The organism is Embleya sp. NBC_00888, from assembly GCF_045207655.1.
Taxonomy (GTDB): domain Bacteria; phylum Actinomycetota; class Actinomycetes; order Streptomycetales; family Streptomycetaceae; genus Embleya.
Map to the genome: position 1 here is coordinate 4,858,181 of NZ_CP108785.1, position 14,677 is coordinate 4,872,857.

General features: G+C 70.3%; 12 protein-coding genes. 8 read left to right on the forward strand and 4 right to left on the reverse strand.

Going from position 1 to position 14,677, the window contains the following annotated elements; translation table 11 throughout:
• Positions 1 to 105: 105 nt before the first annotated feature.
• Positions 106 to 2,244: a prolyl oligopeptidase family serine peptidase gene (locus OG948_RS55545; RefSeq protein WP_331772705.1), complete on the reverse strand. Its 2,139-nt coding sequence runs from the start codon at positions 2,242 to 2,244 to the stop codon at positions 106 to 108.
• A 288-nt stretch (positions 2,245 to 2,532) separates the two neighbouring features.
• Here OG948_RS55545 and OG948_RS55550 point away from each other — a divergent pair, with 288 nt between their 5' ends.
• The 4 genes from OG948_RS55550 to OG948_RS55565 all read left to right on the forward strand — a co-directional run bounded on the left by OG948_RS55550 (position 2,533) and on the right by OG948_RS55565 (position 6,194).
• The gene (locus OG948_RS55550; protein WP_406300779.1) at positions 2,533 to 2,736 is read left to right on the forward strand and encodes a hypothetical protein; all 204 of its coding nucleotides are present in this window, start codon (positions 2,533 to 2,535) and stop codon (positions 2,734 to 2,736) included.
• The gene (locus OG948_RS55555) at positions 2,733 to 3,152 is read left to right on the forward strand and encodes a hypothetical protein (protein ID WP_331772707.1); all 420 of its coding nucleotides are present in this window, start codon (positions 2,733 to 2,735) and stop codon (positions 3,150 to 3,152) included. Before OG948_RS55550 ends, OG948_RS55555 begins: the two co-directional genes overlap by 4 nt.
• 397 nt (positions 3,153 to 3,549) lie before the next feature.
• Positions 3,550 to 5,268, forward strand: coding sequence for a choice-of-anchor P family protein (locus OG948_RS55560; protein ID WP_331772708.1), 1,719 nt, complete (start codon positions 3,550 to 3,552; stop codon positions 5,266 to 5,268).
• Between the two features lie 242 nt (positions 5,269 to 5,510).
• On the forward strand, positions 5,511 to 6,194 hold the full coding sequence (locus tag OG948_RS55565) for an alpha/beta hydrolase (protein ID WP_331772709.1): 684 nt from the start codon (positions 5,511 to 5,513) through the stop codon (positions 6,192 to 6,194).
• A 277-nt stretch (positions 6,195 to 6,471) separates the two neighbouring features.
• Here OG948_RS55565 and OG948_RS55570 read toward each other — a convergent pair whose 3' ends face one another.
• Positions 6,472 to 9,549: a hypothetical protein gene (locus OG948_RS55570; RefSeq protein ID WP_331772710.1), complete on the reverse strand. Its 3,078-nt coding sequence runs from the start codon at positions 9,547 to 9,549 to the stop codon at positions 6,472 to 6,474.
• A gap of 204 nt (positions 9,550 to 9,753) precedes the next feature.
• On the opposite strand from OG948_RS55570, the gene OG948_RS55575 reads away from it, so the two are divergent.
• Positions 9,754 to 9,918, forward strand: a complete 165-nt coding sequence (locus tag OG948_RS55575; protein WP_331772711.1) for a hypothetical protein — start codon at positions 9,754 to 9,756, stop codon at positions 9,916 to 9,918.
• A gap of 609 nt (positions 9,919 to 10,527) precedes the next feature.
• On the opposite strand, the gene OG948_RS55580 is transcribed toward OG948_RS55575, so the two are convergent.
• Both OG948_RS55580 and OG948_RS55585 read right to left on the reverse strand, forming a co-directional pair.
• Complete coding sequence (locus OG948_RS55580; protein WP_331772712.1) at positions 10,528 to 11,574, reverse strand: LLM class flavin-dependent oxidoreductase; 1,047 nt, start codon at positions 11,572 to 11,574, stop codon at positions 10,528 to 10,530.
• A gap of 657 nt (positions 11,575 to 12,231) precedes the next feature.
• Positions 12,232 to 12,345 (reverse strand): helicase associated domain-containing protein, encoded by a 114-nt coding sequence (locus tag OG948_RS55585; RefSeq protein ID WP_331772713.1) that lies wholly within the window; start codon positions 12,343 to 12,345, stop codon positions 12,232 to 12,234.
• A 274-nt stretch (positions 12,346 to 12,619) separates the two neighbouring features.
• Between OG948_RS55585 and OG948_RS55590 the strand changes: the two genes are divergently transcribed.
• The 3 genes from OG948_RS55590 to OG948_RS55600 all read left to right on the forward strand — a co-directional run bounded on the left by OG948_RS55590 (position 12,620) and on the right by OG948_RS55600 (position 14,481).
• A complete protein-coding gene (locus OG948_RS55590; protein WP_331772714.1) occupies positions 12,620 to 13,567 on the forward strand; it encodes an alpha/beta hydrolase in 948 nt (315 codons plus the stop codon).
• The gene (locus OG948_RS55595) at positions 13,564 to 14,130 is read left to right on the forward strand and encodes a hypothetical protein (protein ID WP_331772715.1); all 567 of its coding nucleotides are present in this window, start codon (positions 13,564 to 13,566) and stop codon (positions 14,128 to 14,130) included. Before OG948_RS55590 ends, OG948_RS55595 begins: the two co-directional genes overlap by 4 nt.
• 153 nt (positions 14,131 to 14,283) lie before the next feature.
• Positions 14,284 to 14,481, forward strand: a complete 198-nt coding sequence (locus OG948_RS55600; protein ID WP_331772716.1) for a linaridin-like RiPP — start codon at positions 14,284 to 14,286, stop codon at positions 14,479 to 14,481.
• The last annotated feature ends 196 nt before the right edge of the window (positions 14,482 to 14,677 follow it).

Consider the following 14,677-nt stretch of genomic DNA (forward strand, 5'->3'; position numbering starts at 1 on the left):
ACCGCGATCTCCAGCGCGACCACCGCGATGTGAAACACGGCCTCGGCCCGGGGCACGGCCTGGTGGCGAGACCACATTCGGCGCGTCCGGAAGACACGAGGTCCCTCAGTCCAGCCCCCGTTGCTCGGTTCTTCGATCGGCCGGGGACGCGTGGACGGTGCTGGTGACGGGGTGGGCCAGTGGTCCCGCCTCGGGGAGGCCGCGGCCGACTTGGCCCACCCGGGTGATCGTTGGTACCACTCGGCTCGTCGGGAGGAGTCCCGTGGCGGCGACGATCGAGGTGCCCAGGTGGTTGGGCCGGGTCGGGGGAGGCTTCAGTTCGACCCGGGCGGCGGTCTCCGCCATCAGGGCTCCCTGCCAGGCGACCGGGGTGAAGATCACCGGATGTCCGCCTGTGGGAGAGCGCAGCAGCGTGTGGCTGTGCCCATGACGTTCCAGATCGCGGGCGAACGGGATGCCGTGGTTTCGAGGGTTGACCCGGGTGTCTTGTTCGGTGACGGCGATGGTGACGTGGGTACCGTGTGGGAGGACGCCGTCCGGTTCGGTGAGTTCACCCATCTGCCAGAGCCCGCTGCAATCGTTCTCGTCGCGAGAAAGCTTGGTGTGGCTGATGACGGGCACGATCAGGGTGGCGTTCTTCACGAATTCCGGATACCGACGCAGCGCCTCCGCGACCACTCCGCCCGGAGAGGAGCAGGCCGTCGAGGTCAGACGCTCCGGTGTGGCGAACCCCGTTCGGAAGAGTCGATGTGCTGCCAACGCCCAGTCCTCGGGCGAGAGTTGCCGCAAATGCCCATCTCGGGAACGACCCCACGCCTCCCCATACGTGCCGCCCCCGGGAAAGGTTGCCTGGGCTACCACTCCGCCGGCATCGCGCCACGCGTCGGCCGCTGCGGCCAGATAGGGAGCCTCCGGCGCGTCGACGGCCCCGTTGAATCCGTAACCCGTGAGCATCGTCGGCGCAGGAAGGGCGATGCCTTTCCGATGGGAGACGTACATGCACCCCAGGCTTCCGTCCGCGGTCCGGAACGGCTCCTTGCGTACGACCAGGTCGCGATGCCGTCGAGAGGCGGGCGCGGGCTTCACGCCCGGCGGTTGCCATCGTTGCAGGGGCCGGCCGGTGTCCGGGCTGTGCCGGATCGTCTCCCGGAATCCGGGTGCTCCCCAAGTGATCAGCAGCGAGTCGCCGGGCGTCGACACGGTTTGGGCCGACACTCCCTCCCGGACTCCGGTCGGCGGCGGAATCTCGCGTACGGCGCTGCCGTTCGTCGTGTGTACGACGAGGCGGGTGGCAGCGTCTTCGAGCACTTCCACCAGGAGATGGGGTTTGCCGTCCGAGCGGACGCTCTTGACCCCACCGATGATCGCGCGAGGATTCTCCGGCTCGGGCACGATCTCCTGCCACGCCTCCCTGGTGGTGAGGCGTTCGGCCGGGACCCGATAGACGGCGCCTCGGTCACTGCGATCCTGGGCCGCGATGTAGAAGTGACCGTCGAGGAACATGGGGGTGCGACCCGTGGTGCGGAATCGGGTCACCACGGTGTCGAACCGCGGCTGATCCGGGCCCGAGCGCTTCAGGTCGGCAACATGGAGTTCGGTGGGCGACCGGCAGGCGTCCGAGCGGGAGACGAGCAGCCAGCGTCCGTCGCCCACCAGGGAAATCGGGTGTATCCAAAGCGAGTTCGCGATCGAGGGCTCCGGCAGGGCGATCGCGATGTCCCGGCCGGGGGATGCGCTCCGACCGTCCGGTCCCGGGTTCGGGGAGCCCCCGTCGACCGTCGCCAGCGTATGTCGGTAGAGCGTCTGGTGGTAGACGTCGTGCGGGCCGGCCATCCTCGCGTAGTAGAAGCTCTCGCTGTCCGGAGCCCACGCCACCGAGGTGCTGCGGCACGGCCCGAGTGGACCGTCGACGAGGCGGCCGGTGTCCACTTCGCGTACCCACAGCCGGGTGTCCTCGGTCTGATCGGCGATCTGGAAGGCGACGAACCGCTCGTCCGGAGACAACGTCCAGGACTCGAGGCGGGATTGCCCCGTAGCATCGAACTCCCGTGCATCGAGCAGGGTTTTCCGGTTCCCACCGGAGAGATCGGTCATCTGCAGGATGGGCGCGGACTTCCCTGCGGGTTTGACCTGGTACAGCATGCGATGACGCTTCTTGCTGAGCTGCGGATGGCCGAAGACCAACGGGGAAGCCGCGATGTGCCTGATCCACGCGGCCTGTTCAGCCTTCGTCGCAAGCGTCACGCGCCGCCCCTGAAGTATCCGATCCGCCTCACCGTCGCCGGGAGCATACCCACGCCCGACATGGGCGCACGAATCACCTGCGGAAACCTTGGGTAATCGCCGCCGCCCGGACGCTCGAATCGGCGTCGTCGGTGACGCTGTCGGAACGTCGAACCGAGGCAATGGCGTTCGGTTTCGATGCGATGCCGGCCCCGGGCGTGGTCGTGCTGTCGAGTATTCGCGCTGAGTTCCGCGATGTCGGATGCGAATGTCCGTATTCCTGCTGAAACCGGTGATCGGCTCGCCGAGATGGCGGCTGGGGAGGGCATGTCGGTGCGTGCGTATCTCGCGCACCTCGCCGATTCCCTCCTCACGCCGTGGGAGCACGCGGAACGCGTCGAACACGCCCGTCGGGTGTTGCGGGAGTGGAGCGGCTACGACCCCGGCAAGGCCGAACAGGCGAACCTGGACGCGGAGTTGGCTCGGCGTATCGCGGCGGCGGGCCCGTGGTGAGCGACGCGTCGAACGTTGTGCCGGCCGAGAGCGCCATGGTCGCCGCGGGGCGCGGGAACGCCATGGCGTCCAGGCTCGTCGACCGCGCGCACGCCCAGCCGGGCCGGTTTCGGTACACCCCGGCCTGTGCCCTGGTCGAGGCCGACCGGATCCGTCTCGGCACCGCCGGACAGATCGGCGCGCTGCCCGGCGTCGGCGTCCTCGAATTGCACCTGTCCGCCGTACCTGCGATCGCCTCCGACGACATCCGGGGCGCGGCACACGCCCGGCACGCGGTCCAGGCCACCCCGGAACGCCCGGACGGCGCGCTCGTGGCCACGACCGTCCCCGATCGATGGGCAGGCCGCCCAGGGGCGCTACCGCCGCAAGGTCGGCAATCTCAACGGCAGCGACTCCGGTGCCGACGGCACCCGTAGGACAAGGTTCGCCCCAGCGCGGGACGTCCGGTGTTGCCGGCCGTGTCGAGCCCGGTGACGACTTCGGGTTGTCACCTGGCGGGCGCCGCGGTCGGCCGAGCCGGGCGATCGCGCGGGGGTGGGGGTGGTGGGGCACGGGCCGAGGGTGCGGCGCGGCTCCCGCGGTGGGGGTGCGCGCGGCGGTTCGGTGCGCGCACCGGCGCGCGACGGTGTCACCTGTAGGTGTGGTTTGGCCGCCGAGAGGCGGTTGTCCGGCGTTGTGGGTGCTGTGCTGCTCGAGGCGATGTGCCGGAGCGGTCGTGGTGCCCGCGATCAGTCGGTCCGGCCTCGCCGTCCTCGGCCTGCCCTGCGGGGCGGGTCGTGGGGTCAGACACCTTGCGACGTAAGGGGTTTCGTCATGTCCACGATGAGAAAACGGCTCACCGGACGCTTCGGCAGCGTCGGTATATCGATCGCGGTGGCCGTTGCGGGTCTGACCGCACCGTTCGCCGCCGGCAGCGCGCAGGCCGCGCCCGGGACACCGGGTGTGCCGCAGGCGCCCGCGGCGATCTTCGCCGAGGGTTTCGAGAACGGCCAGGGCGCGACGCCGACCGTGCTCACGAACTACACCGGCGGTCCGCCGGTGGGCGAGACGTACACCGCCGACCCGGCCTGGTTGACCGCGTGCAACGGCTGGGTCACGTCGCCGGCCGCGTCGACCACGCCTCCCGCCGGCAGTGGGTGCGTCCCGGGCGACTGGGCCCAGGTCAAGAACCTCGCCGGCGTCCTCGGTCAGTGGTCGGGCGGTTCCTCGACCACGAACCACGCCGTGACGGCGTACACCGCGGGCAATCCGGGCGCCGGCAAGGTGCAGTTGGAGACGGTGGCCCCGATCCCGTTGCCCGCGGGGCGGCGCTTCATCGCGTTCTCGGTCGACATCGCCGAAGTCAACTGCTTCGCCAACCACTCCAGGTTCAGCTTCTACCTGCTCGACGGTGACCAGGCCACGCCCGCGTTCACGCGCCCGATCGAGGCGTGCGTGGATGCCACGACGACGATCGGCGGGGCCAAGGTCGGCACCTTCACCAGCAACGGCGCCGTGCTGTTCGCCGGCAACCAGGCCGGCATCCGGTTGGTGAACGAGCAGCCGAGCGGCACCGGCAACGACGTGGCCTTCGACAACGTCAAGCTCGTCGACGCGAGCCCGCAGGTCGACATCGGCTTCGCGCCGACACCGGTGCTCACCGGTGGCACATCGACCCTGACCTTCACGATCACGAACACGAACGAGCTGGGCGCCAAACCCGGTTGGTCGTTCTCGGACGCGCTGCCGGCCGGGCTCAAGGCGACCGGGGTGACCACGACGACGTGCGATGCCGGCTCGGTCGTCGCGCCGGCGGGTGGGGGATCGGTCGACGTGTCCGGCAACCTGACGGCGGGTCAGGAATCCTGCACGGCGCAGGTCCAGGTGACCTCGGCGGCGCGCGGGACGTACACGAACTGCGCGGCCGGCTTCACGAACGTGGTCGGGGTGGGCCTGCCCGGGTGCGCGAGCGTCGTGTTCGACACGATGCGCTTCGACGCGCACGCGTACGGGGCCGCGCTGAAGTCCCCGCTCGCGAATATCGGCCCGATCGCCGCGTCCGACGTGACGTGCTCGAACGTCGCGGCGGTCGATACCGACAACGTCGCGACGGTGTCGCTGGGCGTCGTCGGCAACGCGGGCGTGGTCACCACCCGCGCGGAGGGCACGATCGACGCGAACGGCCTGCAGCGGGCGAACGCGCGCGCCGAGACGGCCGGGGTGAACCTGCTCGGCGGACTGGTCACGGCGGATGTCGTCGAAGCGGTCGCCACGGTGCAGGGTGACGCGAACGGCGGGGCGACGCCGAGCGGTTCGGTCACGTTGGCGAACCTGCGGGTGGCCGGGGTGCCGGTGGTGAACCCGAACGTCAACGTGGATATCACGATCCCGCTGGTGGCGACGGTGCGGGTGAACGAGCAGGTGGTCGACCCCAGCGGTCGAGGGATCACGGTCAACGCGCTGCGGATCACACTGTTGTCCGGCGTGAGCGTCGTGGTGTCGCATGCGCGGGTGGCGCTGACGCTGCCGGGAGGTACGTGCCCGACCGCGTGAGGTGAGGCGGACGGGCTTGGGCGCGGCGGCTGTTCGCGGTCGCCGCGTCCGTGCGTGTCGATGTCGGTGTCGGCACGCGTGCCGGTATGCGATTCGGTGTTCGCGTCGGTGTCGACGCTGGTCGCCGCTGCGTCGATTCGTGTGAACCACCCTGCGGATTGGACCAATTCGACGACGGACGAAACCGGGGCCGGGTGGCACGGAGGCCAACGGTGCCGATCGGCCTGGAGTAGCCTGCGGGCATGACCGACGTGATCATCCTGCACGGTGCCTGGCATCAACCGGCTCACTACGATGACTTGGTCGGGCTGCTGCGCTCCCGAGATCTGAGTGTGGAAGTGCCCGACCTGTACGAGCTGTCACTGGCCGACAGCACCGCCCTGGTCGAGGACATCGTCACCGCCTCCGAGCAGCCTCCGCTGGTGCTGGGGCACTCTTTCGGAGGGGTGACCGCCGGAACGGTTCGTGGCGCGGCAGGACTGATCCTGCTGGCCGGTTGGCTTCTCGATGTCGGTGAATCACCCGCACAGCTCCTCGAGGAAGTCGCGAAGGAAACCGGTGCCCCCGCCGAGGGGTTGCTCGCTGCCCTCGACGAAGTCGGGCGGCTTCGACTGGATCCCGCGGATGCTCGAAAGAACCTCTACGGCGACGTCGACGAACCGGCGGCCACCCGCGCGATCGAGCTGCTGCGTCCGGAACCGCCCTCGATCTTCGGGGCCATACCGAGCCAGGTGAGCTGGCGCGACACCCCCACCGTCTATGTCGCCGCCCGCGACGACCGTGCCATCGCAGCTCCACTGATCAGCCGCTTCGCGGCCCGTTGCTCGGCCTCGGAGACATGGGAGACCAGCCACTCGCCATATCTGAGCCGGCCCACGGCTGTCGCCGATCTCATTCACCGACAGCGACGAAACGCGAGTCGTTGACCGACTCGCCCGTGCGAATTCGACGTCTGCGAAACCGCTCGGAAGCACGCGCACGCCGCGCACCCCCCTTCGTCCGTTGCTCGGGCTCGGGGACGCGGGCACGACTGTGAGTGTGTGGGGTGGTCGGCGCTGTTGCGGGTTGTGGTGATTCCGTGTCGGGCCGGGGGCCGTGTCGGGCCGGCCGGCGGGTTTGCCGGTTGTCGCGGGGATGCACACCGGCCCGGCCTTCGACGATCGACGGTGTGCTGCGTCGCTCGCCGTGGTCTTGCCGGCGGCTTCAATTCCCGACGGGCGACGCGCCATCGGTGTCGAAACCCCGGTGCAACCACGCGCGCAAACGTTCGGCCCCCTCGTGATCTCCCACGTCGTTTCGCAGCATGGCCAGCAACGTCAATGTCAGTGTGTCTCCGGCGTCGGCGGCTCGATGGGCCAGGCGTTCGGCGCCCTCGCGGTCGCGCACCTGCCCTCGCAGCACGTCCAACTGCCCCCGGATCAGCCTGTTTCCGCCCTCGGCGGCTGCCCGGACCAGGCGCTCCATACCGTCGTGGTCGCCCGCCCGCTCCCGGAGTGTGATCAGCAGTGTCAGGAGGTCGGTGTCTCCGGTGTCGGCGGCTTGGCGGGCCAGGCGCTCGGCACCGTCGTGGTCGCCCGCCTGCTCCCGGAGTGTGATCAGCAGTTTCGGTAGGTCGGTGTCTCCGGCGTCGGCGGCTTCGCGGGCGAGGCGTTCGGCACCGTCGTGGTTCCCGGCCCGCTCCCGGAGCGTGATCAGCAGGGTCAGTGGGTTGGTGTCTCCGGCGTCGGCGGCTTCGCGGGCGAGGCGTTCGGCGCTGTCATGGCCGCCCGGCCCCTCCAGTAGCGTGATCAGCAGTGTCAGGAGGTCGGTGTCTCCGGCGTCGGCGGCTTGGCGGGCCAGGCGCTCGGCACCCTCGTGGTCGCCCGCCTGCCGCCGGAGCGTGATCAGCAGGGTCAGTGGGTCGTGTTTTCCCGCGCCGAGTGCTTGGCGGGTGAGGCGTTCGGCACCGTCGTGGTTCCCGGCCTGCTCCCGGAGCGTGATCAGCAGGATCAGGGGGTCGGTGTTTCCCGCGTCGGCGGCTTCGTGGACCAAGCGTTCGGCACCGTCGTGGTCGCCCACTCCCTCCAGTAGCGCGATCAGCAGTTTCAGCAGGTCGGTGTCTCCGGCGTCGGCGGCTTGGCGGGCCAGGCGCTCGGCACCCTCGTGGTCACCCGCCCGCTCTCGGAGCGTAATCAGCAGTGCCAGCGGAAGTACGTTTCCGGCATCGGCGGCTCGGTGGGCCATGCGTTCGGCACCCTTGTGGTCACCCGCCCGTTCTCTCCATGCGATCAACCGCACCAAGATTTTGGTGGCGGCCCGCTTGAGGGCCGAGCGTTCGGCGTCGTTGAGGTTTCCCGCCTGCGCCCCCGGGCCGGCCGACTGCTTCGGCGATTTGGTGTTTTCGGCGTCGGCGGCTTGTCCGGCCAGGCGTTCGGCACCCTCCTGGTCGCCCGCTCGTCTCCGTAGGTCGGCCAGATGCTTCAGTGGGTCGGCGTCTCCGGCGTCGGCGGCTTGGCGGGCGAGGCGTTCGGCACCCTCGTGGTCACCCGCCCGTTCCCGCAAACCGGTCAACGGCCCCAGGCCGCGCGGGTCCTGGGCGACCGCCACTTTGCTGTAAAGGTGCTCGGCATGGCGCAGTCGCAGTCTGCGGTGCGCGGCTTCGGCGAGGTTGAGCAGGTCATCGGGGGCCTGGGCGTGGTCGTGCGCGGCGTTCCAAAACGAGGCGCCCGGGCAATGCGTGCGGCGGGTAAGGCGGGCGTGTTGCTCGAGGTAGTCGGCGAGCCGATAGGTCACGCCCTCGTCGGGACCGCCGTGGTCGCGTCGTCGTGGGCGAATGCGGGTCAGGGGCGCAACCGTGCCGTGGACACGGGCGGCGGCGTACTCGAGGGCCTTTTCGAACCAATCGTCGGTGAGGGTGTCGGATTCGTGGTCGGTGAGATACGCCTCGGCTGCGTCCTCGAGGAACGCTTGGCGCAGGACGGGTCCGTGGCCCAGGCGGCGGACGTCCATGGCGGCCTCGATCACCGCTCGTGCGTGGGCCGGCGCGTGGGCGTAGCGCGCGAGAAGGGCGGGCGCGCCCGCCAGGAACTGGGTGATGCGCCCGTCGCCTCCGCTCGACAGGGCTTGGGCCAAGCGCGGATCGTTGTCGGCGCGCTTGCGTGCTGCGTCCAGGTCGGCGCCGGTGAACGCCTCGGGCACGGTCACTTCGGTACCGACGAGCAACTTCCGCGCCTGCTCGTGCGGATCCGGCGAGCCGGGGGCGGGAATGGTGGTGAGGTTGTGCCAGTACGGGTCGAGCCACAGCGTCGCCAGCACGAGGACCGGACCCCGCTCGGGGTCGTGCAGGAGTTCGCGCAGGCCGGTGGCGATTTGCTGTCCGAGACCGGCGGGTTCCAGGTAGGTCTGCGCCTCGTTGAGCCAGATCACGGTACGCCGCCCCACCCGCGACAGATCGGCCGCCGCCTCGGCCGGGCTCGGGTGCAGGGGATGCCACAACCGCCAGCCGTCCGGCACGTGTTGGAGCGCTTCCCAGCAGGCGCGGGTCTTGCCGGTGGAGGACCCGGCCACCAGCGTGACCATCGTGCTCTCCCCGCCCGCCGCGCGTTCCACCGCCGCACGCAGGATCCGGTCGTGGGCGCGGGGTACGTAGACCGGCAGCACGGGCAGCGTGGACCGCCTGTGTTCGGGTGCGTCGATCGCTCGGTGGACCTCCAACGCGAACGGGTTCGTGAACTCGCGCACCGGCCGGCCCGTGGCTTCGGGTGCGCCGATCGTGCGGTGGAGTTCGGGGCCGGTGAAGGTGGCGTGGCCGGAGTCGATGTGGTCGCCCGCGTATCCCACCCCGGCGGCCCGGCTGTCGGCGCGGGCATCGGGCTCGTCGTCGACGGCCGCCGGTACGTGGCCGGTCCTGTCGGGTTCGGTGTTCCCGGGAGGCGATTGCCGAGCCGTACGGCGTTCGTCCTCGGCCAGTCCGCGGAGTTGCCGCCATCGCTCGGGTGGGGTGGACTGCCGTCCGGGTGCGCGGTTGTCGGCGGCCTTCTCCAGATACCCGAGGAGGAAGGCGAGTTGGGTGGAGCGTGCGGTGGGGGTGGAACGGCCGGTGAACCAGTCGCTGAGCGAGGCGGCCTTGAGGCGGATCGGTGGTTTGTGGGCCAGGCCCCGCCGGATCAGTTCGGCGTGTGCGGGGCTCCCGGCCGCCTGGTGGAGTTCGCGCAGGCATCGCGCGAAACACTCCGCCGCGGACTCGCCCGCGTGGCTCCGATCACGGCTGTCGTCACCGGTGCTTCGCTCGTCCGTTCCCACTCACGCCCCCCGGCCCCTGTCTTCGGTCCGAATACGGACCGAATCCCTTCCCGGGGACCTGCGGATTCCCGGGGGCACCAGCGTAGGGATCGTTCGGACCGGCCACCGCCCGATCGCCGAACACACCGCTGTCCGGGCCTCATGGGCTCCTGACACCGGGTGGCCCGACACCGAGGGCGCCCGGCCGGACTCGGGAGACGACACATGACCGACACCACCCTCACCCCCATCCTCGCGGCCCGCGGGCGTGTCCACGCCTGGATCGTCCGTGCCGCCCGTACGACCGCCGCCCACGCGGTCCGCGGGATCGCCTCCGGCGCGGGGAGCACCGTCGGGGGATGGCTCGTGTGGTGGCTCCTCCACCACTGACCCCGCCCGCCCGAACTCGCGGGACGGTTCCGGCCGCGCGTTGCCGCGGCCGGAGCCGTTCCCTCGTGTTCGTCGCGAGGCACAGCCGGCACGACACGCCACGAGGCGAGATGTGTCGACTCCGCGAAGGGCACCCGCCCACCGTCACACCAACCCGGCCGCCGGCGTGGGCACTTCACGCGAACGCGACGAACGCGCCCATCCGACAGAGCGGACCACCGGTCGACCCCGAATCCGAATCGGGCCGCGCCCCTGGGTCGGACGCGCCCCTGTGGTCGTCGGACCGCCACCTGCCCTGCGGCTCGGCGCCTGCATCGTCGATCGTTCTCCCGGGACTTGCGTTCCTGTACAGCGTGTCCCCTCCCGGGCTGAGGGGGTCACGAGCCCCGGGCCGGGGGGTTCACGAGTGTGGGTGACGTGGGGCTACGAAGCCCTTCGAAGATCATCCCCCCGGTTCGGCAAAGATCGTTCCCCGACGGTCGGGGGCGGGCACGCACAGGCAGCCTGCCCGCCACCACGCCGAGGAGCCCGAGGAGCCCGAACGGCCCGAACGGCCCGAGCAGCCCGAACGGCCCGCCAGACGGTCCGGCGGCCGTCCTTCGCCGAGTGTCAGGCCATCAGCCGTGCGAGCTCGGCCATTTCGGTCTCCGGGTCCACGACGGGCTGGATCACCAGTTCGTCGACCCCCGACTTCTCCAGCACGTTGATCCGCTCGGTGATCTCGGCCCTGGTTCCGACCAGGCCGAATTTGTCCACCAGGGAGGGCACGATGAGCTCGCGGTCCTCGGGGGACAGCCGACCCAGGTAGTTGCGGTAGAGCGCCTGGTGGAACTTGGGATCGGTGGAGGATGTGCCGCGCAACTCGAGCAGACGGTCGACGGCCGCGGCCTCTTCCGGAGGCAGGGCCGCGCGGATGGCGGGGTTCTCCGCGCCGAGGATCAGCGCGCTCAGTGCGATGTGCCCCATCGAGTCCTTGACCGGATCGCCGTAGCGCTCCTCGCCGTCGGCGAGGACATGCAGGGAGGACATGAGATAGGAACGGATCCTCTCGGCGCGGCCCGCCTCCCGCGCCGCCGCCCGCCGGGCCCGGCCGAGGGCGGACCAGGCCGCGGGGTCGTGCATCCCGAAGGAGATCACTCCCACGCCGAGCCGGCCGGCGACCGCGGCGGCCTTCGGGCCGAACGCGGCCACGACGAACTCCACGGGAGCCTGCGTGTCGACGTACGGCCCGACGTGCAGGAATCGCACCCTGCTGGACCGGGTCCCCTCGCGGTAGTCCGACTCGCGGCCCGCGGTGAGATCCTGGAGGGCGGCCGTGAACGACTCCAGCTCCGCGATCTTCGTAGGCCGCATGCCGAGCGTACGGCGCGCCGTGTTGCCGGTGCCGACCCCGCAGACGATGCGGCCGGGGGCGAGGGCGTTGAGGCTGCCGACGGCCGCCGCCGCGGCGGGCGCGGAACGCAGTGCCGGTGAGGTGACACCGATGCCGAGCCTGATCCGGTGGGTGGACTTGGCGCAGAGTGCGAGACTCACGAACGGATCGCCGTGGATCATCGGCGTGTCGTACACCCAGAAACTGTCGAAGCCGAGCTCCTCCGCGCGGGCGGCCAGGTGTTCCACACCCGGCCCTGCTGTCGTGACGATGCCGGTCCGCATGGCGACTCTCCCCGCCGTCGAGTGAGGTGGCCGAACCACTCCGGTTTCGCGGTTCGCCGTCGTCCGTGGTCGAGTTCATGCTCCCCGGTGTGCTGATGGGCCAACCGCAGCGGTGTCAGGATCGGGAAGGTGGTGCGCGAACAAGGGGGAGCTTCGTGCGCAGGACCCGCGGGTGGGGCAGCAACCGGCCACCGGTGAGAAGGCGTTGAGTCGGCTGATCTCAGCGGCGAAACGGTCGACGGGGTGCCGACCGAGTCCGGGGGGTGGACGACGAACGTGGCTTTCCCGCCCCGGCCCGTTTCCACACATCGGGTGCCCGGGCGTTCCCCCGCAATCGCCGACCTCGGGGACTGTCGGCGGCTCTTCGCGGTCGCGCGCCGCCGCATGTTGTCTGACGGTGTTTCAGAGGCTTCTGCCACCCGTACCAGGGCGTGCCCGTGCGTGCCCTGGTACGGCGGATCACTCGCCCCCGGCCCGACGACAACGCACCGGCGCGAACATTCGCGGACCCGGAGCGATGGAGGAGTAGCGCGCACTCGAACGAACGTGAGGCCCCGAACCCGTATCCGACCAGGGACGCGGTGTTCCTCCGTTCGGGGTCCGCGTCGGCCGAACGAGCACACCACGCCGAACCCCACACCGGATCCCACATCCGCCTCATGTCCACCGCTTCCCGAGCGTGTCCAGCGCGGCGATGCGTTCGGCCGGGAGTTTCGCCCGTCGGCTCCTGGTGGTGGTGATCCACACCCCGAGCGCACGTCCTCGGGCCATCCGTCGAACACCACGACCGACTCGACGTGCCCGTGCGGGACTTCGGCAAGCCCAGTATTTCAACGGTGTTGTCGTGGGCGGCCATCGCGCGCCGGGCTTGTTCGAGAGGCGTCCCGGACCGTCCCGAACATGTCCCGGACGGTGATATCACTTGCCCGCTCGGCACCCGGCGGCTCAGGTTCGAAGGGCGCACCGAGGCAGGGACGATGCGCCTTCCAGGGCCCGTCCGGCCGGGACGAGGACCGGCTCCGGGAACACACGGAGAGGAGAGAAGATGGGCGCGCCGACAGTGGGAATGATGTCCATGGAGCGGAAAGTGGCCGTCGGGGTGGCGGCGTTGTGTGTCGGCAGCTGGGTGGCCGGTGCGCGCACGCGGCTTCTCGGTACCAGGCGGCGGAGGGCGGCGTTCTCCACGATGGCTCGCGCCGACGGCCGCGTGGTCGAGGTCGACCACCGGCGCCCGCCGGGTGCCGAATTCGGCGTGATCTTCTTCAACGGGCTCGGCCTTCCGCATGAACAGTGGGCCTGGGTACGCGAGCACCTGCCCGAGAACGCGGCCTGCGTGGGCTACAACCGGCCCGGCCACGGGCTCAGCAGCCCGCTGCCGAACATCGGATTGGAAGAACAGTTCCGGATCGTCGACGAGCTGCGCGGGCACTACCTCGACGGCCTGCCGCTGGTACTGGCGGGACACTCGATCGGCGGCTATCTGGCCGCCGCGTACGCCGCCTCGCGAAGGGACGCGGAGTTGTCCCATGTGGTGATGGTCGATCCCACGATCATCGCCGACCTGCAGGCCAGTCTCGGCCTGCTGCCCGACGGGTGGACGCGGCAACGGCTGCTGATGGAATGTCTGTGGGCCGCCTCCGGGCTCAACGTCCTACGTCCGATGACACCGGTTCGCGAGCTCTACGCCGAGGAAGTCAAGGAGAGTTTCACCGCGTATCACGCCCGGCCGCGGGTGTGGGCCACCGCGTATCGCGAGTACATGGCGGCGCGCACCTACCCGCCCGTCGGGAAGGTGGCCGTTCCGCTGCACGTGGTGACAGCGTTGAAGGGCACGCGCGGTGTCGCACACCGCGCGTCGCAGGAACGGATGCTGGAGCTGTCGGATCTCTCCTCGCATCACGTGCGGGAGGACGCCGACCACATGGGGGTTGTCGCGGAGGAGACCCACGCGAAGACCATCGCCGAACTGATCGTCTCCGGGGGCACGGCATGAACGGGCATCGCGCCGTATACACGGCGGTATCCACCGGGCTCGCGGCGTGGCTGATCGGCACCGTCGCCGGCCAACTCCCCGACCAGCGGTTCGACCGTCTGCTGGCGAGGGGCCCCCTTCGCCTCCTCCCGGCACCCAACTGGAGGTTCTTCGGCCCCAATCCCGGCGTCTCGGACGCGCATCTGCTCTACCGGGACATCACCGGAAGCACGGCGACTCCCTGGAAGGAGATCGAGGTGACCCCGGACCGGCCCTGGTACGCCCTGGCCTGGAACGCGGGCAACCGCGCCCCCAAGGTCCTCCTCGACACACTCCAGGTCATCATCAAGGTGTCCAACGATTCGTGCGCGGACATGGTCCGGATCGCCTCCAGCCCCGGCTACCTGATCCTTCAGGGCTACCTGACCACACGGATCCCGCACGACCCGAGCGCCGACCACACCCAGTTCATGCTGCTGCGGGGCCACCCCGAGCGCGGGCAACCGTACGCGGTGGAACCTTTGTTCGCCTCTCGGCACATCCCGCTGCGGCCCGAGTCGCCGGCAGCGGCGGCCGCGCGGTAGACCGCATCGGCCGGGAGTCTCGCCCTCACGCCAAAGCACGCACACCCGCACGTGAGAGCGGGACCCCCAGCCGAGACGGGCGTTCACGCCCCGCTGGGGAGCAGTCACCGCGCCATCGGAGATCCGCCGAAGGATCACTATGAAAGGGACCAGATGTCTCCAGTAGCCCAGTTCGCCAACGCATCCCTGACCGATGTCTCCCCGGGGATGCTCTCGGGGATCGACGCCGCCCGTCTGGACAGCCCCGCCGACCCCGTGATGGCCACCCCGCTCATCGCGGCGGTCTTCGCCATCGCAACGGACATGCTGGCGCAGAACATCGCCAACTACGTCAACCGCAACGCCCACTGACGGTCGGCGCCAAACCCGGTGTCGCGGACGGGGACCCGGCCGGGACAACCGGCGGCCGGTGACCGTATCGGCTGCGTTTCGCAGGCGCCGGAACGCCGACGATCCCGACGCACCCGCGCGGCGCGCTGCTCGGCACGCGCCACGCGATGTTCGGGCGTACGGCGAACCACCCCGCGCCGCCCGACACCGTCACAGC

Bases quoted from the DNA above. Each gene is read 5' to 3' on its own strand.
- OG948_RS55600 (WP_331772716.1), top strand. From the start codon at position 14,284: ATGTCTCCAGTAGCCCAGTTCGCCAACGCATCCCTGACCGATGTCTCC.
- OG948_RS55565 (WP_331772709.1), top strand. From the start codon at position 5,511: ATGACCGACGTGATCATCCTGCACGGTGCCTGGCATCAACCGGCTCAC.
- OG948_RS55590 (WP_331772714.1), top strand. From the start codon at position 12,620: ATGGGCGCGCCGACAGTGGGAATGATGTCCATGGAGCGGAAAGTGGCC.
- OG948_RS55560 (WP_331772708.1), top strand. From the start codon at position 3,550: ATGTCCACGATGAGAAAACGGCTCACCGGACGCTTCGGCAGCGTCGGT.
- OG948_RS55585 (WP_331772713.1), bottom strand. From the start codon at position 12,345: ATGGCCCGAGGACGTGCGCTCGGGGTGTGGATCACCACCACCAGGAGC.
- OG948_RS55595 (WP_331772715.1), top strand. From the start codon at position 13,564: ATGAACGGGCATCGCGCCGTATACACGGCGGTATCCACCGGGCTCGCG.
- OG948_RS55575 (WP_331772711.1), top strand. From the start codon at position 9,754: ATGACCGACACCACCCTCACCCCCATCCTCGCGGCCCGCGGGCGTGTC.
- OG948_RS55550 (WP_406300779.1), top strand. From the start codon at position 2,533: ATGGCGGCTGGGGAGGGCATGTCGGTGCGTGCGTATCTCGCGCACCTC.
- OG948_RS55580 (WP_331772712.1), bottom strand. From the start codon at position 11,574: ATGCGGACCGGCATCGTCACGACAGCAGGGCCGGGTGTGGAACACCTG.